Source organism: Pseudomonas sp. FW305-25 (assembly GCF_017351415.1).
Taxonomy (GTDB): Bacteria; Pseudomonadota; Gammaproteobacteria; order Pseudomonadales; family Pseudomonadaceae; genus Aquipseudomonas; species Aquipseudomonas chlororaphis.
The window spans coordinates 44,521-68,246 of the sequence record NZ_JACNDE010000037.1; the positions used below are offsets into that span (position 1 = coordinate 44,521).

The 23,726-nt window shown below is 60.4% G+C and carries 18 protein-coding genes and 3 pseudogenes; 14 read left to right on the forward strand and 7 right to left on the reverse strand.

The features are described from left to right. The first annotated feature begins 11 nt into the window (after nt 1-11). Genes J4E58_RS26165 through pepN form a run of 3 tightly spaced genes read left to right on the forward strand, consistent with a single transcriptional unit; the run spans nt 12 to nt 3,770 of the window. Nucleotides 12-272: a YeaC family protein gene (locus J4E58_RS26165; protein ID WP_007920905.1), complete on the forward strand. Its 261-nt coding sequence runs from the start codon at nt 12-14 to the stop codon at nt 270-272. Further along, nucleotides 269-1,099, forward strand: coding sequence for a DUF2797 domain-containing protein (locus J4E58_RS26170; RefSeq protein WP_087092879.1), 831 nt, complete (start codon nt 269-271; stop codon nt 1,097-1,099). The genes J4E58_RS26165 and J4E58_RS26170 overlap by 4 nt, the downstream gene beginning before the upstream one ends. A 13-nt stretch (nt 1,100-1,112) precedes the next feature. Next, nucleotides 1,113-3,770 carry an aminopeptidase N gene (gene pepN / locus J4E58_RS26175; protein ID WP_087092881.1) on the forward strand — a complete coding sequence of 886 codons (2,658 nt, stop codon included), beginning with the start codon at nt 1,113-1,115 and terminating at the stop codon, nt 3,768-3,770. Between the two features lie 144 nt (nt 3,771-3,914). Here pepN and J4E58_RS26180 read toward each other — a convergent pair whose 3' ends face one another. Then, nucleotides 3,915-5,549 (reverse strand): SulP family inorganic anion transporter, encoded by a 1,635-nt coding sequence (locus tag J4E58_RS26180; RefSeq protein WP_087092883.1) that lies wholly within the window; start codon nt 5,547-5,549, stop codon nt 3,915-3,917. Nucleotides 5,550-5,944: 395 nt separating this feature from the next. On the opposite strand from J4E58_RS26180, the gene J4E58_RS26185 reads away from it, so the two are divergent. The 8 genes from J4E58_RS26185 (at nt 5,945) to J4E58_RS26215 (ending at nt 12,395) form a co-directional block, all read left to right on the forward strand. Further along, the gene (locus J4E58_RS26185; RefSeq protein ID WP_087092885.1) at nt 5,945-6,994 is read left to right on the forward strand and encodes a YCF48-related protein; all 1,050 of its coding nucleotides are present in this window, start codon (nt 5,945-5,947) and stop codon (nt 6,992-6,994) included. A gap of 47 nt (nt 6,995-7,041) precedes the next feature. Next, the gene (locus tag J4E58_RS26190; RefSeq protein WP_009043611.1) at nt 7,042-9,417 is read left to right on the forward strand and encodes an RND family transporter; all 2,376 of its coding nucleotides are present in this window, start codon (nt 7,042-7,044) and stop codon (nt 9,415-9,417) included. A gap of 265 nt (nt 9,418-9,682) precedes the next feature. Beyond that, a complete protein-coding gene (locus J4E58_RS26195) occupies nt 9,683-9,976 on the forward strand; it encodes a DUF5629 family protein (RefSeq protein ID WP_087092887.1) in 294 nt (97 codons plus the stop codon). Continuing rightward, nucleotides 9,963-11,135: a lactonase family protein gene (locus tag J4E58_RS26200; RefSeq protein ID WP_053260933.1), complete on the forward strand. Its 1,173-nt coding sequence runs from the start codon at nt 9,963-9,965 to the stop codon at nt 11,133-11,135. The genes J4E58_RS26195 and J4E58_RS26200 overlap by 14 nt, the downstream gene beginning before the upstream one ends. Before the next feature lie 167 nt (nt 11,136-11,302). Then, nucleotides 11,303-11,482 carry a hypothetical protein gene (locus J4E58_RS26205; protein WP_007923220.1) on the forward strand — a complete coding sequence of 60 codons (180 nt, stop codon included), beginning with the start codon at nt 11,303-11,305 and terminating at the stop codon, nt 11,480-11,482. 211 nt (nt 11,483-11,693) lie between these two features. Further along, entirely contained in the window at nt 11,694-11,819 is a 126-nt protein-coding gene (locus J4E58_RS32050) for a hypothetical protein (protein WP_007923222.1), read from the forward strand. Nucleotides 11,820-11,934: 115 nt separating this feature from the next. Then, the gene (locus J4E58_RS26210; protein WP_007923224.1) at nt 11,935-12,141 is read left to right on the forward strand and encodes a hypothetical protein; all 207 of its coding nucleotides are present in this window, start codon (nt 11,935-11,937) and stop codon (nt 12,139-12,141) included. After that, nucleotides 12,138-12,395, forward strand: coding sequence for a hypothetical protein (locus tag J4E58_RS26215; protein ID WP_007923226.1), 258 nt, complete (start codon nt 12,138-12,140; stop codon nt 12,393-12,395). The genes J4E58_RS26210 and J4E58_RS26215 overlap by 4 nt, the downstream gene beginning before the upstream one ends. A gap of 147 nt (nt 12,396-12,542) precedes the next feature. On the opposite strand, the gene J4E58_RS26220 is transcribed toward J4E58_RS26215, so the two are convergent. The 6 genes and pseudogenes from J4E58_RS26220 to J4E58_RS32345 form a co-directional block, all read right to left on the reverse strand. Beyond that, nucleotides 12,543-13,142 carry a glutathione S-transferase gene (locus J4E58_RS26220; RefSeq protein ID WP_087092889.1) on the reverse strand — a complete coding sequence of 200 codons (600 nt, stop codon included), beginning with the start codon at nt 13,140-13,142 and terminating at the stop codon, nt 12,543-12,545. Beyond that, nucleotides 13,139-16,780, reverse strand: a complete 3,642-nt coding sequence (locus tag J4E58_RS26225) for an AAA family ATPase (RefSeq protein WP_087092891.1) — start codon at nt 16,778-16,780, stop codon at nt 13,139-13,141. Before J4E58_RS26225 ends, J4E58_RS26220 begins: the two co-directional genes overlap by 4 nt. Then, on the reverse strand, nt 16,777-18,021 hold the full coding sequence (locus tag J4E58_RS26230) for an exonuclease SbcCD subunit D C-terminal domain-containing protein (protein WP_087092893.1): 1,245 nt from the start codon (nt 18,019-18,021) through the stop codon (nt 16,777-16,779). Before J4E58_RS26230 ends, J4E58_RS26225 begins: the two co-directional genes overlap by 4 nt. A gap of 249 nt (nt 18,022-18,270) precedes the next feature. Next, a pseudogene (locus tag J4E58_RS26235) lies at nt 18,271-18,644 on the reverse strand (alpha/beta fold hydrolase). 416 nt (nt 18,645-19,060) lie between these two features. Continuing rightward, nucleotides 19,061-19,204: pseudogene (locus J4E58_RS26240) on the reverse strand (transposase); the annotation flags it as partial. Between the two features lie 43 nt (nt 19,205-19,247). Next, nucleotides 19,248-19,402, reverse strand: a pseudogene (locus tag J4E58_RS32345) (transposase domain-containing protein); the annotation flags it as partial. An 857-nt stretch (nt 19,403-20,259) separates the two neighbouring features. Between J4E58_RS32345 and J4E58_RS26250 the strand changes: the two are divergent. From J4E58_RS26250 to J4E58_RS26260, 3 genes are all read left to right on the forward strand, one after another. Beyond that, the gene (locus J4E58_RS26250) at nt 20,260-21,474 is read left to right on the forward strand and encodes a hypothetical protein (RefSeq protein WP_143481938.1); all 1,215 of its coding nucleotides are present in this window, start codon (nt 20,260-20,262) and stop codon (nt 21,472-21,474) included. A 799-nt stretch (nt 21,475-22,273) separates the two neighbouring features. Further along, the gene (locus J4E58_RS26255; RefSeq protein ID WP_143481939.1) at nt 22,274-22,759 is read left to right on the forward strand and encodes a hypothetical protein; all 486 of its coding nucleotides are present in this window, start codon (nt 22,274-22,276) and stop codon (nt 22,757-22,759) included. A gap of 479 nt (nt 22,760-23,238) precedes the next feature. Continuing rightward, nucleotides 23,239-23,726: hypothetical protein (locus J4E58_RS26260; RefSeq protein WP_207255340.1), on the forward strand; the 488-nt coding region annotated here is incomplete at its 3' end.

Sequence of the window (23,726 nt, forward strand, 5' to 3'; positions counted from 1 at the left end):
GGAGACCGCTTATGTCGTCGTTTGTTGAAATGATTGAAAACATCACCCCGGACATCTACCAGAGCCTGAAACTGGCGGTAGAGATCGGCAAATGGTCCGATGGCCGCAAGCTCACCGCCGAGCAGCGCGAGCTGTCCCTGCAGGCGATGATCGCCTGGGAAATGCAGAACCTGCCCGAAGAGCAGCGCACCGGCTACATGGGCCCGCAGGAGTGTGCGTCGAAGTCGATCGAAGTGCCGAACATCCTGTTCAAATCGGATGCCATCCATTGATCGAGATCGGCCGTGGCTCCATCAGTAAAATGTCGGCGCGCCTGGACGGGGCAGATGTGCAGTATGCCTTTCGCCTTGGCGACACCGAGGTGCCGGTCAACCCATTGATCGGCAGCACCGTGCGCCTGGAATACCTGGGGGCGATCCACTGCACCCATTGCGGGCGCAAGACCAAGACCAGCTTCAGCCAGGGTTACTGCTACCCGTGCATGACCAAGCTGGCCCAGTGCGATATCTGCATCATGAGCCCTGAACGCTGCCACTACGACGCCGGCACCTGCCGCGAGCCGTCCTGGGGCGAGCGGTTCTGCATGACCGACCACGTGGTGTACCTGGCCAACTCGTCGGGGATCAAGGTCGGCATCACCCGCGCCACCCAGCTGCCGACCCGCTGGCTCGACCAGGGTGCCAGCCAGGCGCTGCCGATCATGCGCGTGGCGACCCGCCAGCAGTCCGGTTTCGTCGAGGACCTGTTCCGCACCCAGGTGGCCGACAAGACCAACTGGCGCGCGTTGCTCAAGGGCGACGCCGAGGCGGTGGACCTGACGCAAGTGCGCGACCAGCTGTTCGCTTCCTGCGCCGAGGGCCTGCGCGCCTTGCAGGAACGCTTCGGCCTGCAGGCTATCCAACCGGTCAGCGATGTCGAGCCGATCGAGATCCGCTACCCGGTCGAGCAGTACCCGGCCAAGATCGTCAGCTTCAACCTGGACAAGAACCCGATTGCCGAAGGCACGCTGCTGGGGATCAAGGGCCAATACCTGATCTTCGATACCGGCGTGATCAACATTCGTAAATACACGGCCTACCAGCTCGCCGTGCATCAGTAGAAGGATTCGCCGCATGCGCACCGAACAACCGAAGATGATTTACCTGAAGGACTATCAGGCGCCCGAGTACCTGATCGACGAAACGCACCTGACCTTCGAGTTGTTCGAGGACCACAGCCTGGTCCATGCGCAACTGGTGATGCGCCGTAACCCGGCGCATGGCGCTGGCCTGCCGCCGCTGGTGCTCGACGGCCAGCAGCTGGAGCTGCTGTCGGTGTCCCTGGGCGACCGCGAGCTGACAGCCGCGGATTACCAGCTGAGCGCCAACCACCTGACCCTGCAGCCGACCAGTGAATCCTTCACCGTCGACACCAGCGTCAGGATCCACCCGGAAAGCAACACCGCCCTGGAAGGCCTATACAAGTCCGGCGGCATGTTCTGCACCCAGTGCGAGGCCGAGGGCTTTCGCAAGATCACCTACTATCTCGACCGCCCGGATGTGATGAGCAAGTTCACCACCACCGTGGTGGCCGAGCAGCACAGCTATCCGGTGCTGTTGTCCAACGGCAACCCGATCGCCAGCGGGCCGGGCGAAGACGGCCGGCACTGGGCGACCTGGGAAGACCCGTTCATGAAACCGGCCTACCTGTTCGCCCTGGTGGCGGGCGATTTGTGGTGCGTCGAGGACAGCTTCACCACCATGAACCAGCGCGAAGTCGCGCTGCGCATCTACGTCGAACCGGAAAACATCGACAAGTGCCAGCACGCCATGACCAGCCTGAAGAAGTCCATGCGCTGGGACGAACAGACCTACGGCCGTGAGTACGACCTGGACATCTTCATGATCGTCGCGGTCAACGACTTCAACATGGGCGCCATGGAGAACAAGGGCCTCAACATCTTCAACTCCAGCGCCGTGCTGGCCCGCGCCGAAACCGCCACCGACGCCGCGCACCAGCGGGTCGAGGCGATCGTCGCCCACGAATACTTCCACAACTGGTCGGGCAACCGCGTGACCTGCCGCGACTGGTTCCAGCTGTCGCTCAAGGAAGGCTTCACGGTATTTCGCGATGCCGGCTTCTCCTCGGACATGAACTCGCGCACGGTCAAGCGCATCCAGGACGTGGCCTACCTGCGCACCCACCAGTTCGCCGAAGACGCCGGCCCCATGGCCCACGCCGTGCGCCCGGAAAGCTTTATCGAGATCTCCAACTTCTACACCCTGACCGTGTACGAGAAGGGTTCGGAAGTGGTCGGCATGATCCGCACCCTGGTGGGCGCCGAAGGCTTCCGCAAGGGCAGCGACCTGTACTTCGAACGCCACGACGGCCAGGCCGTGACCTGCGACGATTTCGTCAAGGCCATGGAAGACGCCAACGGCATCGACCTGGGCCAGTTCAAGCGCTGGTACAGCCAGGCCGGCACCCCACGCCTGGCGGTCAGCGAGGCCTATGACGCGGCGGCTAAGACCTACAGCCTGACCTTCCGCCAGAGCTGCCCGCAAACCCCGGACAAGGTGGAAAAACTGCCGTTCGTGATTCCGGTCGAGCTGGGCCTGCTGGATTCCCAGGGCGCGGCGATTGCCCTGCGCCTGGCTGGCGAAGCCGCCGCGCAAGGCACTTCGCGGGTGATCTCGGTGACCGAAGCCGAGCAGACCTTCACCTTCGTCGACATCGCCGAACAGCCACTGCCGTCCTTGCTGCGCGGTTTCTCGGCGCCGGTGAAGCTGAGCTTCCCGTACAACCGCGACCAGCTGATGTTCCTCATGCAGCACGACAGCGACGGTTTCAACCGTTGGGACGCCGGCCAGCAACTGGCGGTGCAGGTGCTGCAAGACCTGATTGCCCAGCATCAGCAGGGCCAGGCGCTGGTGCTGGACCAGCGTCTGGTCACCGCGCTGGCTACGCTGCTGGCCGATGACAGCCTGGACCAGGCCATGGTCGCGGAAATGCTTTCGCTGCCGGGCGAGGCCTACCTGACCGAGATCAGCGAAGTGGCGGATGTCGAGGCCATTCACGTGGCGCGCGAGTTCGCCCGCCAGCAACTGGCCGACCGCCTGTTCGATGCGTTGTGGAAGCGTTACCAGGCCAATCGCGAGGTCTCCAAGGCCACCGCCTATGTGGCCGAGTCCGAGCACTTCGCTCGCCGCGCCCTGCAAAACATCGCGCTGTCGTACCTGATGCTCACCGAGAAGCCGCAAGTGCTGGCGGCGGCCATCGAACAGTTCGACGCCGCCGACAATATGACCGAGCGCCTGACCGCGCTGGCGGTACTGGTCAACTCGCCGTTCGAGGCCGAGAAGGCCAAGGCCCTGGCGGTGTTCGCCGAGCACTTCAAGGACAACGCCCTGGTCATGGACCAGTGGTTCAGCGTCCAGGCCGGCAGCACGCTGCCGGGCGGGCTGGAGCGGGTCAAGGCCTTGATGCAGCACCCGGCGTTCAACATCAAGAACCCGAACAAGGTACGCGCGCTGATCGGCGCCTTCGCCGGCCAGAACCTGATCAACTTCCACGCCGCGGACGGCTCCGGCTATCGCTTCCTGGCCGACCTGGTGATCCAGCTCAACGGCTTCAACCCGCAGATCGCCTCGCGGCAACTGGCGCCGCTGACCCGCTGGCGCAAATACGACAGCGCCCGCCAGGCGCTGATGAAAGGCGAGCTGGAGCGCATTCGTGCTTCCGGCGAGCTGTCCAGCGATGTCTTTGAGGTCGTGAGCAAAAGCCTCGCCTGACGCCGGGCTTGGGCCTATGTAGGCTCGACAGCTGTAGCCGCTGCCGAGCCTGCGAGGCTGCGAAAAGCTCCGCAGGGGCTTGCCTGACGATCTCCCGTCCAGCCTCTTGCGTCCTTGCGGGCCGTTCGCAGCCTGCGGCAGCGGCTACAGGGTGGTGGTCAGGGCGCTGCTCAGGTCAGGGTGATAGTTCTTCGCGCCGATGGCGTGCAGGATGCCGACCCGCTCAAGCTTGGTGTGGACCTTGAGGTTGGCTTCGCACAGCTTCACCACGATCCCGCGTTTGTGCAGCTGGCCAATCACTTCCTCCAGCATCTGCAAGCCCGTTATGTCCATAAACGGCACGTGTCTCAGGCGAATGATCAGCACCCGCGGGTCGCTGTGGGTCTGCGCCAGCGCCCGCTCGAAAGTCTCCGCGGCCCCAAAGAACAGCGGCCCCTCGATGGTGTAGATCAGCACGCCCGGTGGCAGATGCAACTGGCCGTTGCCGTGCAGCTCGTGCTGCAGGTCCTGTTCCACCACCTGTTGCACCTCCACCGAGGAGGCCATGCGCCGCAGGAAATGCAGCATCGCCAGAATCACCCCGATATTCACCGCGATCACCAGGTCGCTGAACACCGTGAGGGTAAAGGTGGCCAGCAGAATCGCCACGTCCGCCCGGGGCGCCCGTTGCACCATGCGCTTGAAGTGGTGCAGCTCGCTCATGTTGTAGGCCACCACGAACAGGATCGCGGCCAGGGCGCACAGCGGGATATTGGCCGCCAGCGGCGCGAGAAACAGGATGATCAGCACCAGGACCAGTGCGTGGACGATGCCCGCCAGCGGGCTGCTGCCGCCGTTGCGGATATTGGTCGCGGTGCGGGCAATCGCGCCGGTGGCGGCGAATCCGCCGAACAGCGGCGTGGCCAGGTTGGCGATGCCCTGGCCGATCAGTTCCTGGTTGGAGTCGTGGCGGGTGCCGGCCATGCCGTCGGCCACCACCGCCGACAAGAGCGACTCGATGGCGCCGAGCATGGCGATGGCGAAGGCCGGGCCGATCAGGTCCAGCACCCGGGGCAGGCTGATCTCGGGCAACTGCAGCGCCGGCAAGCCCTGGGGAATGCCGTCGAAGGCACTGCCGATGGTGGCCACGCCGTCGAACTGGAACAGTGACTGCAGGGCCGTGGCCAGGGTCATGGCGACCAGGGGCGCGGGCAGGCGTTTGAGCTGCGCGACCCTGGGCACGCCCCACAACAGCGCCAGGCTGAGCAGGGCCAGCAGGGTGGTGGCCAGGTGCAGGTCGGGCAGGGCTTGCAGCAGGTGCCAGAGCTTCTGGTGAAAGTGCTCGCCGCCGACGGCGGGCAGGCCGAAGAAGTCCTTCCACTGGCTGACCCAGATGATCACCCCGATCCCGGCGGTAAAGCCGAGTATCACCGGGTCCGGGATGAACTTGATCAGGGCCCCCAGGCGGCTGATGCCCAGCAGGAACAGGATGATCCCGGCCATCATGGTTGCCAGTTGCAGGCCGTCGACCCCGTACTTGGCGGTGACCCCGGCCAGAATCACGATAAAGGCCCCGGTGGGCCCGGCGATCTGCAAGCGGCTGCCGCCAAACAGCGACACCAGCAGGCCGCCGACGATGGCGGTGTAGATCCCCTGTTCAGGCTTGACCCCGGAGGCGATGGCGAAGGCCATGGCCAACGGCAGCGCCACCACGCCGACAATCACCCCGGACACCAGGTTGCGGGCCCAGTGCGCGCGTCCCAGCAATCCGGCTTTCCACGCCTCGCGTATGGCAATCATGGGGCACTCCTGAAGTCCGGCTTGCAGAACACGCAGCTCAATCATAGCCAAAGCCGGGAGGCGCAGCCCCTGGCCTGAGTCAGTCTTTGCGCGGCTATCGGCTGCAGATGCTTGGGGATCGAGGGGCGCAGTCCGCGGCGTTGGTGTTCCAGCCTCAGCTACGCTTCGTACGTTGCCTCAGTATCGACTGAGCAGTCAGGTTCCAGGCGGAGTACGGTGGTTAACAAAAGATAACGTGGCGTCGATTGTCAGACGTTTCTAAAGCCCGATAGGATAGGTCAGCTTCCGAAGGGGCTCTAGATTGCAGGTTTCAGGACGGTGTCCTGGATCCCATGCCCCGAACGGCGCCCTGTAAAGGTTGAACGACCTAACAATAATAAATGGGGGAAAGGTCTATGAGTGAGCCTGTCATGGGTGTGAGTTCCTGCCGCCCGCCGGCCTTGCGCAGATTTGCGTTGCTGGCTACAGCGCTCTCGCTGTTTGGGGTCGCCCTGTTGCCGGCCCCGGTCCAGGCCGCTGCGTCCGCGGCGGACACTGTCTACTCCACCGAATCGGCCAAGGCCAGCAAGGGCCTGATGCTCGATGTCGTGCATGCCGGTTCGCGCCTGGTCGCTGTTGGCGATCGCGGGCACATTCTCTATTCCGACGACCAGGGCCAGACCTGGACCCAGGCCAAGGTGCCGACCCGGCAGCTGCTGACCGCGGTGTATTTCGTCGACGCCAAGCACGGCTGGGCCGTCGGCCACGATGCCCAGGTGCTCGCCAGCGAAGACGGCGGCCTGACCTGGACCAAGCAATTCGAAGACCTCAAGCGCGAAGCGCCGCTGCTGGACCTGTGGTTCCAGGACACCAGCAACGGTTTTGCCGTGGGTGCCTACGGCGCGCTGCTGGCCACCACCGACGGCGGCAAGCACTGGGAAGACGCCAGCGACCGCCTGGACAACGAAGACCAGTACCACCTCAACGCCATCGCCGCGGTGAAGGATTCCGGGCTGTTCATCGTCGGCGAACAGGGCAGCATGTTCCGCTCCGCCGACTGGGGGCAGACCTGGGAACGCCTCGAAGGCCCTTATGAAGGTTCGTTCTTCGGCGTGATCGGCACCGCCCAGCCCGCCACGCTGCTGGCTTACGGCCTGCGCGGCAACCTCTACCGCTCCACCGATTTCGGCAGCACCTGGGAACAGGTCGAACTCAAGGCGGCCCGCGGCAGCCTGGAGTTCGGCCTGTCCGGCGCCACGCTGCTGGACGACGGCTCGCTGGTGATCGTCGGCAACGGCGGCAGCGTGGTGCGCAGCACCGACAACGGCTTGACCTTCAGCGTCTACAACCGTCCGGACCGGATCTCCCTGGCAGCGGTGACGGCGGCCGGCAATGGCAACCTGATTCTGGCGGGGCAGGGCGGTGTGCGCTCGACCTCGGTGAATGGCGCCGATCTCGGAAAATAATCAGGGCAAGCAAGCCGGGCCAATAATAAGAAGGCGGGAACACTTCCATGAGCAGTCATCAAACCGACAAGGCGACGTTTCTCGAGCGTCTGATTTTCAACAACCGCCCGGCAGTGATCGTCATCTGCCTGCTGGTCAGCGTTTTCCTGTTCTGGCAGGCCACGCTGATCAAACCGTCCACCAGCTTCGAAAAAATGATCCCGCTCGAGCATCCCTTCATCGAGAAGATGATGGAGCATCGCAATGACCTGGCGAATCTGGGCAACACCGTGCGCATCTCGGTGGAAGCCAAGGACGGCGACATCTTCACCAAGGAGTACATGGAGACGCTGCGGCAGATCCACGACGAGGTGTTCTACATCTCCGGCGTCGACCGCTCGGGCCTGAAATCGCTGTGGAGCCCCAGCGTGCGCTGGACCGAGGTGACGGAGGAGGGCTTCGCCGGCGGCGAAGTGATCCCGCAGAGCTACAACGGCTCGGCCGACAGCCTCGACCTGCTGCGCAACAACGTGCTCAAGTCGGGCCAGGTCGGGCGCCTGGTGGCCAACGACTTCAAGTCGAGCATCGTCGACATCCCGCTGCTGGAGTCCTACCCGGACCCAGAGGACCAGGGCAAGCTGCTGGCCCTGGACTACCAGAAGTTCTCCCACGAGCTTGAGGAAAAGATCCGCGACAAGTTCGAGGCGCAGAACCCCAATGTGAAGATTCATATCGTCGGATTCGCCAAGAAGGTCGGCGACCTGATCGATGGCCTGATCATGGTGGTGATGTTCTTTGGCGTCGCCTTCCTGATCACCCTGGTGCTGCTGTACTGGTTCACCTGGTGCATCCGCAGCACCATCGCCGTGCTCATCACCACCCTGGTGGCGGTGGTCTGGCAACTGGGCCTGATGCACGCCGTGGGCTTTGGCCTCGACCCTTATTCGATGCTGGTGCCGTTCCTGATCTTCGCCATCGGCATTTCCCACGGCGTGCAGAAAATCAACGGTATCGCCCTGCAATCCAGCGGTGCCGACAACGCCCTGACCGCGGCCCGGCGCACCTTCCGCCAGCTGTTCCTGCCGGGGATGATCGCGATCCTCGCCGATGCCGTGGGCTTCATCACCCTGTTGATCATCGACATCGGGGTGATTCGCGAATTGGCCATCGGCGCGTCCATCGGCGTGGCGGTGATCGTGTTCACCAACCTGATCCTGCTGCCGGTGGCGATTTCCTATGTCGGCATCAGCAAGCGCGCGATCGAGCGCAGCAAGAAGGACGCGACCCGCGAGCATCCGTTCTGGCGCCTGCTGTCGAATTTCGCCAGCCCGAAAGTCGCCCCGGTATCGATCTTCCTGGCCCTGCTGGCCTTCGGTGGCGGCCTCTGGTACAGCCAGAACCTGAAGATCGGCGACCTCGACCAGGGCGCGCCGGAACTGCGTCCGGACTCGCGCTACAACAAGGACAATAACTTCATCATCAACAACTACTCCACCAGTTCCGACGTGCTGGTGGTGATGGTCAAGACCGCCTCCGAAGGCTGCTCGCGCTACGAAGCCATGGCGCCGATCGACGAGCTGATGTGGAAGATGCAGAACACCGAGGGCGTGCAGTCGGCGATTTCCCTGGTGACCGTGTCCAAGCAGATGATCAAGGGCATGAACGAGGGCAACCTGAAATGGGAAACCCTGTCGCGCAACCCGGATGTGCTGAACAACTCCATCGCTCGGGCCGACGGCCTGTACAACAACAATTGCTCGCTGGCGCCGGTGTTGATCTTCCTCAACGACCACAAGGCCGAGACCCTCGACCGCGCGGTGCATGCGGTGCAGGAGTTCGCCAAGGAGCACAACAAGGAGGGCCTGGAGTTCCTGCTGGCGGCGGGTAACGCAGGGATCGAGGCGGCCACCAACGAAGTGATCAAGCGCTCGGAACTGACCATCCTGGTGCTGGTGTACATCTGCGTGGCGGTGATGTGCATGATTACCTTCCGCTCGTGGGCGGCAACCCTGTGCATCGTCTTGCCGCTGGTGCTGACTTCGGTGCTGGGTAACGCGCTGATGGCGTTCATGGGCATCGGCGTGAAGGTCGCGACCTTGCCGGTGGTGGCGCTCGGGGTGGGGATCGGCGTGGACTACGGGATCTACATCTACAGCCGCCTGGAAAGCTTCCTGCGTGCCGGCCTGCCGTTGCAGGAGGCCTACTACCAGACCCTGAAATCCACCGGCAAGGCGGTGCTGTTCACCGGCCTGTGCCTGGCCATCGGCGTGGCTACCTGGATCTTCTCGGCCATCAAGTTCCAGGCCGACATGGGCCTGATGCTGACCTTCATGCTCCTGTGGAACATGTTCGGCGCGCTGTGGCTGCTGCCGGCGCTGGCGCGGTTCCTGATCAAGCCGGAGAAACTGGCGGGGCAGAAGGGCAACTCGCTGTTCGCTCACTAAGCCCTCAAGGCTGCAAGCAAAACCGCGACCCAGGTCGCGGTTTTTTATTGCCCGTCTCCGTGACCTGTAGCCGCTGCCGAGCCCGCGAGGCTGCGATCGACCGGCAGGGTCGCGGCGGTCTTCCTGACCCAGGAGGGCCTTCGGCCCTGGCGCAGCCTGCGGCAGCGGCTACAGGGGGCAGTAGATGGCGAACTTTGCAATGCCACTACAGCCGCGCCGCGCCGGACCCGCTATCATGGCCGCTTTCCATTGCTGACTGACGACCATGACTGCCGCTACAGACACTTTGCTGACTGCCCTCCAAGCCTGCGACATGCTGGAAATCGATGGGCTGCATGCCTTCGACTTCACCCTTGACGACCAACAGTTGCTGATCGAATGCATGGACGGCCGCGCGGCCAAGCGCTGGAGTTTCAGCCTGGCCCAGGTCAGCGCCGCGACCTTCGACGACACCCTGCAGAGCTGGACCATCGTCGGCGATTGCGGTGAGCACCGCCTGGTGTGCATGAGTGCTTTCAGTGCCCGTAACGATGAGGAGGATGAACATGAGGATGCGTAACTTCTGGCCACTGCTGATGGCTGGCAGTGTCGGTGCCATGGCCGTGCAGGCCGCGCCGGTCGAGACCCAGGAACTGCTGGTCGGTTCCTACACCCAGGGCCAGAGCGAAGGCATCTACCGCCTCAAGTTCGACGGCCGCACCGGCAAGATCGACGCCAAGCCGCTGCAGGTGGTCAAGAGCGCCAACCCGTCCTGGCTGACCCTGTCCAAGGACCAGAAGCAGCTGTTCGTGGTCAACGAGAACGGGCCAGGGCAAGCCGACCCGATCGGCCGGGTCAGCAGCTTCGGCATCGAAGCCAAGAGCCGCAAGCTGAACCCGATCAACCAGGTGCAGAGCCTGGGCAACGAGCCGACGCATTCGAGCCTGAGCGGCGATGGCCGCTACCTGTTCGTCAGCAACTATTCGGTGGTCGAAGATCCGGGCGGCAGCCTTGCGGTAGTGCCGGTCAGCGCCGATGGCAAGCTGTCGCCGGTGGTCCAGCTCAGCAGCCACCCAGGCAGCCGGGTCAACCCCGAGCGCCAGGTGGCGGCCCACGTGCATTCGGTGGTGTCGTCGCCGGACGGCCAGTTCGTGTTCGCCAGCGACCTGGGCGCGGACAAGATCTTCGTCTACCGCTACGACCCCAAGGCCAACGCCGAGCGCCCCCTGACCGCGGCCGAGCCGGCGTTCGTCGAGCTGCCGCCGGGCAGCGGCCCACGCCACCTGCTGTTCAGCGCCGATGGCAAGCACGCCTACCTGACCCTGGAAATGAGCGCCCAGGTGGTGATGTTCGATTACCAGGACGGCAAGCTGAGCCAGAAACAGATCCTCGACTTGACCAGTGGTGGCAAGGACAAGAAGGCGGCGGGCGCGCTGCATGCCTCGAAAGACGGCAAGTACCTGTACGTGAGCAACCGCGGCACGGCCAATCAGTTGCTGGTGTTCGCCATCGACGAAGCCACCGGCCAGCTCAAGGAGATCCAGCGCCGTTCGGTGGAGGGCGATCACCCTCGTGAGTTCAGCCTCGATCCGAGCAACAAGTACGTGCTGATCGGCAACCAGAAGAGCAACGAAATCGTGGTGATCGAGCGCGACGCCAAGACCGGGTTCCTCGGCAAGACCGTGCAGAAACTGCCGTTCGATTCACCCAGCGATATCAAGTTCCTGGTGCGTCAATAAGCCACAGGCCCCGGTTGACGGGGCCTGAGCCTTTCTATTAATGACGCTGATATCTGCTACTGCTGGAAAAGATTTCAACCCGCCAACCCTCGGGCGTAGTTTTGCTTCACGGCCCGGCGCATCAAGGCTTCCGGGCAAACAAGCCGACTGCATACGAGGGTTACCCAATGAACTTCAATCTCTTCTCCGTGATCGCCGCTTCCGCCATCTCCGCTACCGTGGCCCTGCCAGCCAGCGCCAACGTGGAAATCAGCGAGAAAAAATCCGCGACCAACACCTACACCCAGAAATACCTGCAACAGAGCGCCAACTTCTACGCCGCGCTGGATCACAAGATCCAACACTGAAATTCCCCGCAACGCCCAGGTATGCAGGAGCGAAGTCACTGGCTTCCCTGGATGGACTCGTTCATCCAGCGGACCGGCAGTGATGTCGCTCCTGCATCACCTGTATGCGACGTTTCCCCTCTGCCAGGCAAATTAGCTTGGTAATGTCATATCGCCATATGTTTAAATTTGACGCTAATTAATTGACTCCTCCTTTCCAAGGATCGACAGCATGGCGATGCGTCTGGCAGTGGTTCTTCTGTTCCTCTATTCCACCCCGATTCTCTCGGCTGCCCAGCCCGTCGAAGGCGAGCCGGAAACCTCCCGCGAGCGCATGCTGACCCTGCTTGAGGATTGATTGGCCGTGGATTCACGATCAATCCAACTGATGGTGACTATGCACCGAGGTTGTTTCTGCGGCGGGCGCTTTTAACGGATTCTGTGGGCACGCAAATATGCCCACGGAGACCACCATGGCCCACTCGATCCTCACCTCTGCCAAGCGCGGCGCCTATGTCGCCATTGGCCTGTACCTGGCCATGGTCCTCCTGGTCAGCCTCTCGGCCCAGACCCCGTCGGCAGTGCAACCGCCGATCCAGGTCGCTTACCCGGCCATCCAGTTCGAACACCGCGCGCAAGCCGCCGAACACCCAGCGGATGCGGGAGTGGCGCTGCTATGAAAGGACGCAGGTTCTGGGTCATTGCCGTCCTGGCGTTCATGACCAATGGCGCGTCCTTGCTGGGGATAGGGCAGGGCTCGGCGGGCTCGCTGGCCCGGGCCATCGAATGCAATCACAACATCGCCCACAACATCGAAACCGCCAAGGCCCTGGGCCTGTTGGCCGGCAACCCGCCAGCCAAACCCAAGGCCGCGTTCTTCGGCCCGTTCAGCGTCGATTGCTCGGCGTTGCGGATGTGCAGTGTGCTGGCCTGAATGCAACTCTCGAAACAACACAATCTTCTGTAGGAGCGAAGCTTGCTCGCGATAGCCGCGCAGCGGCGATGTATCCGTCATATCGCGTTATCGTTGTGGTTTTTTTCGCGAGCAAGCTTCGCTCCTACAAAAGAAGGGTGGGCAAGTTCAGGCCTTGGCCATGACCTCGACAAACAGCTCCGACTCCAGGAACCGCTGCAACCAGCGCTGTAAATGCCGGTAAGGCGTCTGCGCAAACCACTCGCGATCGACATGGGCGAACTGCCGCACGAACGGCGCCAGGGCCATGTCCGCCAGGCTCGGGTGATCCGCCAGCAGGTAATCGTGCTGGCTCAACAGTTCATCCAACTGCCGTAGAAATACTTCTCCCTGGCCGCGGTAATGCTCCATCGGCTGCTCGGGATAACGCTCGGCGTATTTGTAGCGATTGAGGTGCAGCTTGAACACCTGGTCGTTTTCCGCGATCAGCGCGTCGATCCGGTGCTGCGCCGGCCCATCGTCCTTCAGTAACCAATCCTGCGGATCGTGCTGGGCCAGGGCCCAGCGCATGATATCCAGGCTTTCGTCGATCACCCGGCCGTCAACGCTGAGCACCGGCACCGTGCCCTTGGGCGACAGCGCCAGCATCGCCGCCGGCTTGGCCTTGAGGCTGACTTCGACGATCTCCAGCGGCACCCTGCTGTAGCGCAGCGCGAGGCGCGCACGCATGGCGTAGGGGCAACGGCGGAACGAATACAGGGTATTCATTTCACCTCCAGGGTACTCAGGCCGTTACCCTGGCGCCGTACCTGGATCTGCACCGGAATCCGCTCGTGCATTTCCTGCACGTGGGAAATCACCGCCACCTTGCGCCCCTGGGCCTGCAAGCCGTCGAGGGCGTCCATCGCCAGTTGCAGGGATTCCGGATCGAGGCTGCCGAAGCCTTCGTCGATAAACAGCGACTCGATCTTCAGCGTGCTGGACGCCATGGACGCCAGGCCCAGGGCCAGCGCCAGGGACACCAGGAAGGTCTCGCCGCCGGACAGCGAATGCACCGAGCGCAGTTCATCGCCCATTTCCGTGTCCATCACCAGCAGGCCGAGCATGCTGCCGCCGCGCTTGAGGCGATAGCGCCGCACCAGCTGGCGCAGTTGCGCGTTGGCGTGATGCACCAGCAGATCGAGGTTGTAGGCCTGGGCGATCTTGCGGAAGGTGTCGCCGCTGGCCGAACCGATCAAGGCATTGAGCCGCGCCCAGCGCTGCCATTCGCTGTAGGCCTGGGCGATCTGCTCGCCCAGCGCCTGGTTGGCGTCTTGCCGGCGCTGATCCTCGGTCTGCTGGGCGCGCAGTTCGGCGCTCAGCTGTTCGCTGGCGGCCAGCTGGTTGTGCAGCTCGCCCAGGGCGCTGGCCAGTTGTTCGGCGTCGAGCTGGCCGTCGTGCTGGGCCTGATGGCTGTGTAAGCGCTGCTCGCGTTCGGTGACCAGGACCTTGGCCTGTTCCACCGCCTTTTCCCGCTCTTGCAACTGCTGGCGCAGCGCGGCGACCTGCTGGTCGTCGAGGCTGAGCAATTGCTCCAGCGCGCCGTCGTCCAGCTCCGGGTGCTGCTGGCGCCAGTCGGTGATCTTGCTGCCCAGTTCCTGCTGCTCGGCTTTCAGGACCAGTAGGCGTTCCTCCTTGCCTTGCAGTTCCGCGCCCAACTGCACCAGCAGGCGGCGGACTTCCTGCAACTGCTGGTTGGCCAGCACCTCGGCGGCGCGCGCCTGTTCCACGGCCTGTTCCAGATGCTGCTGCCACTGCTCGGCACTGGCATGTTCGCCCAGCAGTTGCGCGAGCTTGTTGCGGGCCGCCTGCTGCTGTTCGGCCAGGGCATTGAATTGCTCCTGGGCGGCTTGCAGTTGCTGCGCGCGGGTCTGCTGGCGGTCCTGTTCCTTGTCCAGGGCCAGCTGGCGCTGTTGCTGCTCTTGCGCTTCTTCCTTCTGCTGGTCGAGCTGTTCCAGGCGCTGCATGACCTGCTGGTCGATCTGCATAAAGGTTGCGGCCGGGTCGTTGCGCAGGGCTTCGAGGGTATCGGCCGGCAGCAGGGTGGCGAAGGCCGACAGCTCTTCTTCCAGGCGCTGGCGGTCCGCGCCCAGCTGCTGTTGCTGCTGGGTCAGGTGGTGTGTGGCCTCGTGGCTGGCTTCGATCGCCGCTTGCAGTTGCTGTTGCAGGCGCCCGGCGTCCTTTTGCAGTTTCAGCAGGGCGCCTTGGCGCTGTTCGTCCTGCTGGATGCTCTGGTTCAACTGGCTCAGTTGCTGGTTCAGCCAGGCATCGCGCTTGCCGGCGTCCTGGTCGAGCAGCGCCGCCGACAACGGATGAGCTTCGATGCTTGGCGCCAGGGCCTGCTGTTGGCTTGCCAGGTGTTCCTGTTGCTGGAGGAATTCCTTCTGCTGGGCGATCAGGCCGCCGACCTGGCTGCGCAGCTCGGCGAGTTTCTCCTTGAGTTCATCCACCGCCTTGCGCGCGTTGGCTTCTTCGCTTTCGTCGTGGCGCCCCAGGCTCTGCAACAGCGCCTCGGGCTGATGGTAGGGATGCTCGTGGCTGCCGCAGACCGGGCAGGGCTGATCGTCCTGTAATTGCTCGCGCAGCTCTTCGACACTGGCACTGCGCGCCAGGCGCTGGCGCTCCAGTAGCTGCTGGGTCACCGTCAGGGTCTGTTCGGCGACTGTCAGTTCCGCCTTGCTCTGCAGGCCGATCCGGTTCAGCTCTTCGCGCTGGCGCGCCGCGGCCTGCAGTTTGTCCGCCAGTTCCGCGCCGCGTTTGTCCAATTCCTGTTGGCTGGCCCACAGCCGCGCCAGTTCTTCGAAGGCGCGCTGTTGCTTGCGGTTGTCTTGCAGCAGGTCACTGAGGATCTGCAACTGTTCGGCCACCGCGTGGGGCTCGGCGCCGGCTTCGCTGTACAGCACTTGCAGTTCATCGCGTTGCGCGGCCAGTTGCTGCGCGGCGCTGGCGGCCCGTTGTTGCAGGCCGGGCAGTTCTTCCTGGCCCTTGTTCAGCCGGTTGCCGGCCAGCATCAGCTGTTGCAGGCGATCGCGGTAGGCGTTCCAGGCATCGCTCAGCGGCGCCAGATGAGTACTGTGTTCCAGCTGTTCGGCAATCCGCTGCAAGCGTTCGCCCACCAGGCGCTGCTGTTCGAGCATGGCCTGGATCGCCTGCTGGCCTTGCTCGCTGGCCAGTTGCAGCTTGTCCTTGAATGCGCCGGCTTCACCGCAGGTCTTGCCCAGGTGGGCGAGGGTGCTTTGCTCGGCAAAGGCCTCGCGCAGCAGCGGCGCGCTGGCGCTTTGTTGCTCCTGGGCGGCGAGCAGCGCGGCCTGGGCGCTGGCCAGTTGCTGCTCTAGTTCGCTTTGGCGTTGTTGCTCCGCGCCTTGTTGCTGGCGCTGTTGCCGAATCTGTTCGCGCAGTGGCGTCAGTTGCTGGTTCAGTTCCACCTGCCGGGCGAACTGATGGCGTTGCGGCGCCAGCTGCTCCAGGCGGGTCAGCCGGGTCCGTTCGCTGGCCAGGCCTTCCCAGGCCATTTGCGCCTGTTGCAGTTGCTCGGCGGCGCTCTGCTGCTGGTCTTGCAACTGCTGCAATTCCTTGAGCCAGCCGTGTTGCAGCTCCAGCTGCTTGAGCTGCGCCTGCTGGGCCTTGAGCTGCTGCTGGGCGGCGTCGAAGCGCTGGTCCAGCTCGGCCCGTGCCTCGGGCTCCAGCGGGGTGATGCCGTTGGCCTGGGCCTTGAGGGTCTTGTGCTGTTCCTCGGCGTCCTTGCTCTTGCTGTAGGCGCGCCGCCCGAGCTGGCTGTAGATCGAGGTGTTGGTGAGCTTTTCCAGCAGCTCGCTGCGTTCCTTGTCATCGGCCTTGAGAAAGGCGCTGAACTCGCTCTGGGCCAGCATCACCGCGCGGGTGAACTGCTCGAAGTTGAGCCCCAGCTTGGCTTCGATCAATTGCTCGTAGTCGCGCTTCTGGCTGGCCAACAGTTGGTTGCTGTCCAGGTCGTGCAGGCTCTGCTTGCTGGCCTGCAGCTTGCCGTTGGCCTTGTCCCGGGCTCGGTTGGTTTCCCAGCGGGCGCGGTAGCGATGGCCGTCGATGCCGACGAAGTCGACCTCGGCGTAGCCGCTGCCGGTGCCACGGCGCAGCAGGGTGCGCGGGTCGCTGGTGAGCATTTCGCTGTCGACCTCCGGCACCTTGGTTTCGCGGCCGATATTGTTCAGCCGCGGCACCGCGCCGAACAGCGCCAGGCACAGGGCGTCGAGCAGGGTGCTCTTGCCGGCGCCGGTGGGCCCGGTAATGGCGAACAGCCCGGCGCTGGCCAGGGGCTCGGCGGTGAAGTCGATTTCAAAGGGGCCGGCCAGGGAGGCCAGGTTCTTCAGGCGGATGGCAAGAATCTTCATGGCTGCTCCTCCTCGTGCTGCACTTCCTGGAGCAGTTGCGCGAAGTCCTTGAGGGTCTGCTCATCCACCTCGCTGCCGTAGCTGTCCAGCCAGGCGCGGCTGAACAGGTCTTGCGGGCTGAGCTGGTCCAGCTCCACCAGTTGCGCGGCGCCGTCGTCGCCCTCGCGGCCGCCGTTGCCGGCGTATTCGGCGGCTATGCGCACCAGGCGCACGGCCTTGCCCTGCAGGGCGCTTTCCACTTGCTGGCGCAGGTCCGGCTGCGGCTCGTCCAGGCGCACCCGCACTTCCAGCCAGGGCTGGCGCTGTTCTTCGGCCAGCAGGTCGATGTCCGGCAACTCGGCCAGTTGCAGCAGGATCTCCGCCAGCGGTGCCGGGCCCAGGCGTTGCAGGTTGACAGCCCGCGGGATCAACCGCGGCTCGACGCTGACCAGGGTCTCGCCGTCGAGCTGGATATCGAGGATCTGATGCTGGTAGCCGATCTCGGAGAACGACAGCGGAATCGGCGAGCCGCTGTAGCGGATGCGCTCCTCGCCGTTGACCTTCTGCGGCTTGTGCAGATGCCCCAGGGCCACGTAACTGATGCTGGGGCCGAACAGACTGGCGGGCAGGGCCTCGGCGTTGCCGATGATCAGGCTGCGCTCGGAGTCTTCCGATACCGAGCCACCGGCCATATGCGCGTGGCTGATGGCGACCAGCGCCTGGCCCGGCTGGCGCTTGGCGTTGGCCGCGGCGATCAGCCATTCATGCACCTGGCCAATGCCCCGCAGGTAATCGTCACCCAGGTGCGCGCCGGTGACTTCCGCCGGGCGCAGGAACGGCAGCGCCAGGCACCAACCGGCAATCGCGCCGCTGGCATCGGGCAACGGCAGCAACAGACGCTCACTGTCCAACTGCCCATCGTCCAGCCACAGCACCCGGCCCAGGGCATGGGTACGCAGACGCCGCATCAAGGGCGCCGGCAACTCGATGCGCGAACCCGAGTCATGGTTGCCGGCGATCATCACAATGGTCAGGCCGGGCTGCTGTTCATGGGCGCTGACAATAAAGTCGTACAGCCGCTCCTGGGCTTTGACCGGTGGGTTGACCGTGTCGAAGATATCGCCGGCAATCAGCAGCACATCAGGGCTGTGCAGCGCCAGCTGGCGCAACAGCCATTCAAGAAAGCAGGCATGCTCGAAATCGCGTTCCTGGCCATGGAGGTTCTGCCCCAGGTGCCAGTCGGAGGTGTGAAACAGACGCAAGGCAAACTCCGCAAACAATCAGGTGAGCCGCAGGGAAGAGGAGAGCGGCGTGAGGGGGGAGAGTTTACTGGCAAATGGGGTAGGGGGCTTGGTTGGATGGCGAATAGTGGTGCCGTTTAGCGGCAGCCAAAAGTTGACGCTCGGCAAGAGAGCGCTTGAGTCATGGGACGACGCTTGCGCAGATCATTCAAGTCGCTTCGAAAAAGCGAGCCAGGGAGCGGGGTAATGACCCCACCCCCATTCATTTCTCTAACCTCGCACGAAAGCGAGTAAATCGGCGTTGATGGTATCGGCGTTGGTGGTAGGCATTCCGTGTGGGAAGCCCGAGTAGGTTTTCAGCGTGCTGTTTTGCAACAGCTTGGCGGACAACAGCCCCGAGTTTTCATAAGGCACAATCTGGTCGTCATCGCCATGCATCACCAGCACGGGGATGGTGATGCTCTTCAGGTCCTGGGTGAAGTCGGTCTGGGAAAAGGCCACGATCCCATCATAGTGGACCTTTGCGCAGCCCAATCGTCCGCGCTGAGTGGCCAGCCGTGATGGAAAAAAATCACTTGGGCATTGCGTGGACCCCAGTCTTTGTAAAAGATCTCAACACCGTCCTGCGTAGTGACATACCCCATGTTCGCATCTCCTGTGTGGAAGGTAGGCCATGACCGAAGCGGGTTCCGATCGCGGCCTTTCATGAGCAACGTGCGCCCTGTCCAATAGGCATTCCGGCGGGGGTTGGCTCTGGTCTGGTGTCCGCTTTCCCCTGGGTCCATGGCGGTCGAACAGTGAATTTAGAGAATTAAAATTGTCGCAGAAAAGTCCCGTTTCGTGGGGCTTTCGCCCCCGTTTAGAGAAAACGCAAAACTGTCGTAAAGGACGAAATAGCGGCTTGAAGCGATCGTGCTAGAGAATTAAAACTGTCGCAGCCAGCTGCGACGCTGCTTGCAGGGTCATTGTGGTAGCCTCGAATCAAACGATGACTCACGCTTTCAGCATACTGCTCGGCGTTTTCTTTGCGCCCAACGCGCAGACCATCGCGATGCATCAAAACCAACCACTCGTCGTTCTGCTCCAGAAGCATCGCACCCACCAGTCTCGTTATGGCCGGATCGTTGGGGAAAATCCCCATGACACCGGTGCGGCGTTTGATCTCAGCGTTGAGCCGCTCAAGCGGATTGGTGCTGTGCAGTTGCTGCAAGGAGCAGCCAAGATTATAACCATTCAACGTAAGCGCTTCATAAACTCCAACTTTTCAAAGATGGGGCGATGCATCGCCGATGCACTTGAGGCACATAGTTCCACGGCAGAAGGGCTTCGTAATCCTCAACTGAGCCTGCGGCAGGCGTTGCAGTGCGTGGCGCAGCCACGCAGAGCAATATGGAAGAACACCTTGTCATACAGCGTGAATGTGTGCTCGACCATCAAGCGCTTGAATTCACAATTGCTGTCTCCACCCCAGTGTTCTCCCACCAAGAAGGAGAAGCTAATGGCGATGCTGTCGCATTGATCTGGCGGAGTGTAGAAGGTGCAGATTATCACTAGAACGAAAATGCCAAAAAATGAACGCCACTCTTATGTCACTCTTAATACTTTTTGAGCTATCGCTTTATAGCAAAAAATATGAGGCTCAGGTGTGTATGGGCTTCAGCAAGTAGGCTAGCCTCAACAGCTAACGGGATTTCATTTTTGCGGGAGTCAATAAAATGAGTATCACTGACATATTTTACCCGCGCACAACCCCCAAAGATAAAGCCCAAACAATAGCCCTCCTAAGTTTTATGCTGAAGAGTCCAAAAAATTACCTTTGCATACAAAGGGTGCGATGGCGCAACCTCTTGTGGCGACGGTGAAACCTTGAGTGACTCAGGAGTTGGTAGTTCTACCGAGATCAATCAGGGTAGCGATGAGAATAGGCAGAGTGGCGCTACAGCTGGGGCATTAATAGATCGCAGCACTTAAGTATTAATCCAGATTCTGGAAGATGAGGAGCGAGCCAAACAGGCTGAGCGCGAAGAAAGAACAAGTCTTGAAAATGAACAGCGCGTTTTGGCGAACGACAAAGACAAAACAACATGAACGAGGCTTTGAATAATGACAACTTAAATCCTTGGCAAGCCCTATCACTTTCGATGCTTTTTGTAGCACTTCGATCCTATGTGTAAAAGTAAAGAAACTCGAATGTTTGTGGTGATTGCCAGAATTCCATATGAACCTAAATATGATTCTACACTGCACGAGCGGGCTTGAATGCATGGAATGCTGGGAGCTACACAGGTTTTTGTAAGCCCGCCCTTAAAACCGCTTCCGGGAGGGTTGAGTTTGAAAAGATTACTCATAGTTACGATCATGGCTTGTGGCACCACTGCCTGCGCCTATTCTCAAAAAAACGTTGATAACATTGGCAAGGAAATTGATCGCGGTGAATATGGATACGCAGCTTGGCGGGCCACTGTCGGCGTATTCGTTTCGGGTGTGGTGGATGTCGTAAGTCTGGGCGGCGCGCTGAGTCCCGAAGAAGCCAGTACGGCATGGTCGGGTGGTGCAGAACAGGTGACAACACCCACTGCATGGACTCCTCCAAGTGAATCCGCCTCTACTGTAGATCCAATGCAAGAGTATCCATTGAAAACTCAGCCTCCACAAGAAACTGCGTATGCATCCAATTCCCCTCAGAAGTCTTCAAGCCCAGAAGCTTGCGAGCCTTACATCATATTTCCTGCCGAAACAGTCAATACGGGCTTAAGAGGCTCATATAGACCGGTCATCAATCCCGCACGCTTTGATGTGAACATGGCAGTTGTAAACAACCCTGCCGAACTAAAGAAACGGGTTAGCGCCTTTCAGAAATTTTACGCCGACAATGATCAATGGGACCTGCATCATCTCAATGTAATAGAAGATGTCGATGAGGAAAATTCAATGTACAGAGACCTCTCAGCTTCATGGCCTTATGGAACACCAGAGGTCTTCACTGAGAAGCATGCAGCAGAGCCTGGTAAATCAGCCATGTCTATAAAACCATTTTTAGACAACGCTCGATGCTGGGCTGGAATGAGTGCGGGTAGAGAAACAATCACCAAATCAGATAAAAAGGATTGGAGTGATTATCCCGCCGCTAAAACTGCTGTGAGCTGCTTGCGAGAGGATAAATCGGATTCGTCGCTACTCAAAAATGCATGCACCGATTCTATTCAAGTTTATTCCTGCACTGAAAACGATGACTATAACTCGTGCAGTGCGCAAGGTCGTCGCGCTTGGGAAGAATGGCGTTCAGATATTGGATTGCCCAAAGGGTGGGGTATCGTAACCTCACATCGGATACACCCCGGGGAAAGCTTCGTGAAAGAAGATCAGGTGGCTGCATGCCCTCGTGGTACAACAATAGCTGTTCAATTTAGTCTCAGCCATGAGCAGCAAAAACACCGGTGCATTATGGTGCCTGGTCATAGAGAAGAGGATTAAGGGGCCTAGTGTGAGCTTGTTTCTGTAGAAATTCACAGAATCGATACGGCGCGATCGAAATGGCTCTGAATCACCTAGGTTTTTGCAGATGGTAGATCTTTGCGCGACGCAATGCCGTGGGATCCTCGTTGGACACCGTGGGCGCGTCAGCGAGGTGCCGGCCGCGGCACATTCGCCACATGATATCGAGGTCGTGCCCCAAGCCGTTGAAAGGCTTATCACAGAATGGGCAGACATTATGGAGGACTGTGTTGTGCTTGAAGCATACGGTCACATAGGGCGCGACGTACCGCCGCCAGTAGGAGAAGCCGCGGCCCTTCAAATCCTCACGGACACATTTGGACAGAACGAGGCATCCCACACGCTGAAGCGTTCACCCATCGGAAATGTACTGCTTTCCTGAGTAGGTGATCGCGCTAGAGATTTAAAACTGTCGCGGCCAACAACGACGCTGCCTCTGGCGGTTTTTGGCAGCCTCGGCTTGACGGTAATTCACATGTTCGCTTCATTGGCGTCTTCTCTAGCCCCACAGTGTAACGCTATGGTCCATTGCCTCACTCCTGCCCTTACTCATTCGGCCTGACCGACAGATCAGCAGCTCTGTCGGTCCCTGCGCTGGCGGCGCCGGTCCACTCGCATAATCTTTATCAGGCAGCAGATACGAGCTTCGGAGGGTCTGGCAACGAGGTACCCCAATTTTCTTTCTGCAAAGCACTCAAGTTTTCAGACCTGCGTACCGTATATATCAGTATGTTGTAGCTGATCACCGGCTGCAGTCTGCTAGGAAGTATGTTCCCCAATGAAAAAAGCAATGCTGCTCGCTGTTGCCCTCACCGTCGCTTCTGCCTCGTCCGTCCAGGCAGCCGACAGATTCCAGCTCAATACCGAGCTGACCCTTGACGGGAAAACCGTCGAACACATGACGGCTTATGTCGAGAACGGAGAAACCCTTCACTACCTTCCGAAGCAAAGCCAAGACGTGATGCAGGCCAAGGACCCCAAGGTCAAAATCAAAAACAACGAGGAGCGCCCGGTCGGCTTGGAAGCCCACATTACAGCGCGCCTCAACTCAAAGGGTAAGATTCTGCTGAACTGCAAAGGAAGCTATGTCGGCTTCTACCATTACAGAGAATCTATCGCCGGAGTCCAGAGTGCAGAATTCTGGGTCCGGAATCTCACCGAGGGACAAACTGTTGAACTTGGAGAGCCTGCTCGCTTCAAGGATGCTAAACCGGTACAAGACGGGCATGACGCATTTATCACTGTGACCGTGACACGCATCTAACCTGCTCCGGAGGCAACTCCCGTTGATTGCCCCTTGCCTCGTGTGACGTGATTACTCAGGCATCAGGCCCCTGTCTTCACCTTGCTCTACACCCTGGTTCGTATACGTTCGGCCTTAAGAGGCAACGGTTGCAGCGGGAACAGGGTGTCGAGCACTGCTTGGCTTGAGTAGCTGCGCTGAGGCCTTGGGGCAGACAACTTCTTCCCTTTTCCCGCCCTCCCGCAAAAAGTAAAAACTGTCTCAACACCGATTTTTGAGAGTGTTAGCGCATAGCTCAGCAAATACAAACCACAGACTCTATTTAAGTCATTGATTTAGCTATTTTTTTTCGCATTACATGAAAAATTATGTGTGGCTAGCGGGCACCACGTTGCCCCAACAAGTGAATTTCCTGCCTATCCGCCGGGCAATCCTGGCGACAGGACCATGCCATATTGATATCATGAAAGTCATTACCCAATAATGGAGTTCAAGATTTAATGGACTATATAACTAAGAAAATCGGCGACAAGTCTAATCTCTTTCAATTTAACGGTGACCATAGAGAGGCTGCAACCCAAGAACAATCTAGGCTAGAATATTTACTGATACTTATACTAAGCTACCTATGGAATAGAAACATAGATAAGATTGATAAAGATATTAGAGATCGTTGTATTCGCGAAATAGACCGCCCTTCAATCGGCTCAATATTAGAAATCTCAAGAAGCCTGGATATAGACAACGAATCTTTTGGAAATAATCGATTTAAGAAATTCCGGGAAACTATAAACTCCTATCCAAAAATAAGAAATGAGAAAATTGGTCATGGCTTTTCATTTGAAGACGACTCTGTAGAGCTTTACAAAAAATTTATTGATCTCTATGGCACGCTAACAAAATCTCCTCCGGACTTCTTAAAAGGTGATATTGATATTGTCAAAGTCATGAGTTCCGATGAGAAAAATTATAGAGCTATAATCTATTA

Bases quoted from the DNA above. Each gene is read 5' to 3' on its own strand.
- J4E58_RS26165 (WP_007920905.1), top strand. From the start codon at position 12: ATGTCGTCGTTTGTTGAAATGATTGAAAACATCACCCCGGACATCTAC.
- pepN (WP_087092881.1), top strand. From the start codon at position 1,113: ATGCGCACCGAACAACCGAAGATGATTTACCTGAAGGACTATCAGGCG.
- J4E58_RS26180 (WP_087092883.1), bottom strand. From the start codon at position 5,549: ATGATTGCCATACGCGAGGCGTGGAAAGCCGGATTGCTGGGACGCGCG.
- J4E58_RS26185 (WP_087092885.1), top strand. From the start codon at position 5,945: ATGAGTGAGCCTGTCATGGGTGTGAGTTCCTGCCGCCCGCCGGCCTTG.
- J4E58_RS26190 (WP_009043611.1), top strand. From the start codon at position 7,042: ATGAGCAGTCATCAAACCGACAAGGCGACGTTTCTCGAGCGTCTGATT.
- J4E58_RS26195 (WP_087092887.1), top strand. From the start codon at position 9,683: ATGACTGCCGCTACAGACACTTTGCTGACTGCCCTCCAAGCCTGCGAC.
- J4E58_RS26200 (WP_053260933.1), top strand. From the start codon at position 9,963: ATGAGGATGCGTAACTTCTGGCCACTGCTGATGGCTGGCAGTGTCGGT.
- J4E58_RS26205 (WP_007923220.1), top strand. From the start codon at position 11,303: ATGAACTTCAATCTCTTCTCCGTGATCGCCGCTTCCGCCATCTCCGCT.
- J4E58_RS32050 (WP_007923222.1), top strand. From the start codon at position 11,694: ATGGCGATGCGTCTGGCAGTGGTTCTTCTGTTCCTCTATTCCACCCCG.
- J4E58_RS26210 (WP_007923224.1), top strand. From the start codon at position 11,935: ATGGCCCACTCGATCCTCACCTCTGCCAAGCGCGGCGCCTATGTCGCC.
- J4E58_RS26215 (WP_007923226.1), top strand. From the start codon at position 12,138: ATGAAAGGACGCAGGTTCTGGGTCATTGCCGTCCTGGCGTTCATGACC.
- J4E58_RS26220 (WP_087092889.1), bottom strand. From the start codon at position 13,142: ATGAATACCCTGTATTCGTTCCGCCGTTGCCCCTACGCCATGCGTGCG.
- J4E58_RS26225 (WP_087092891.1), bottom strand. From the start codon at position 16,780: ATGAAGATTCTTGCCATCCGCCTGAAGAACCTGGCCTCCCTGGCCGGC.
- J4E58_RS26250 (WP_143481938.1), top strand. From the start codon at position 20,260: ATGCATGGAATGCTGGGAGCTACACAGGTTTTTGTAAGCCCGCCCTTA.
- J4E58_RS26255 (WP_143481939.1), top strand. From the start codon at position 22,274: ATGAAAAAAGCAATGCTGCTCGCTGTTGCCCTCACCGTCGCTTCTGCC.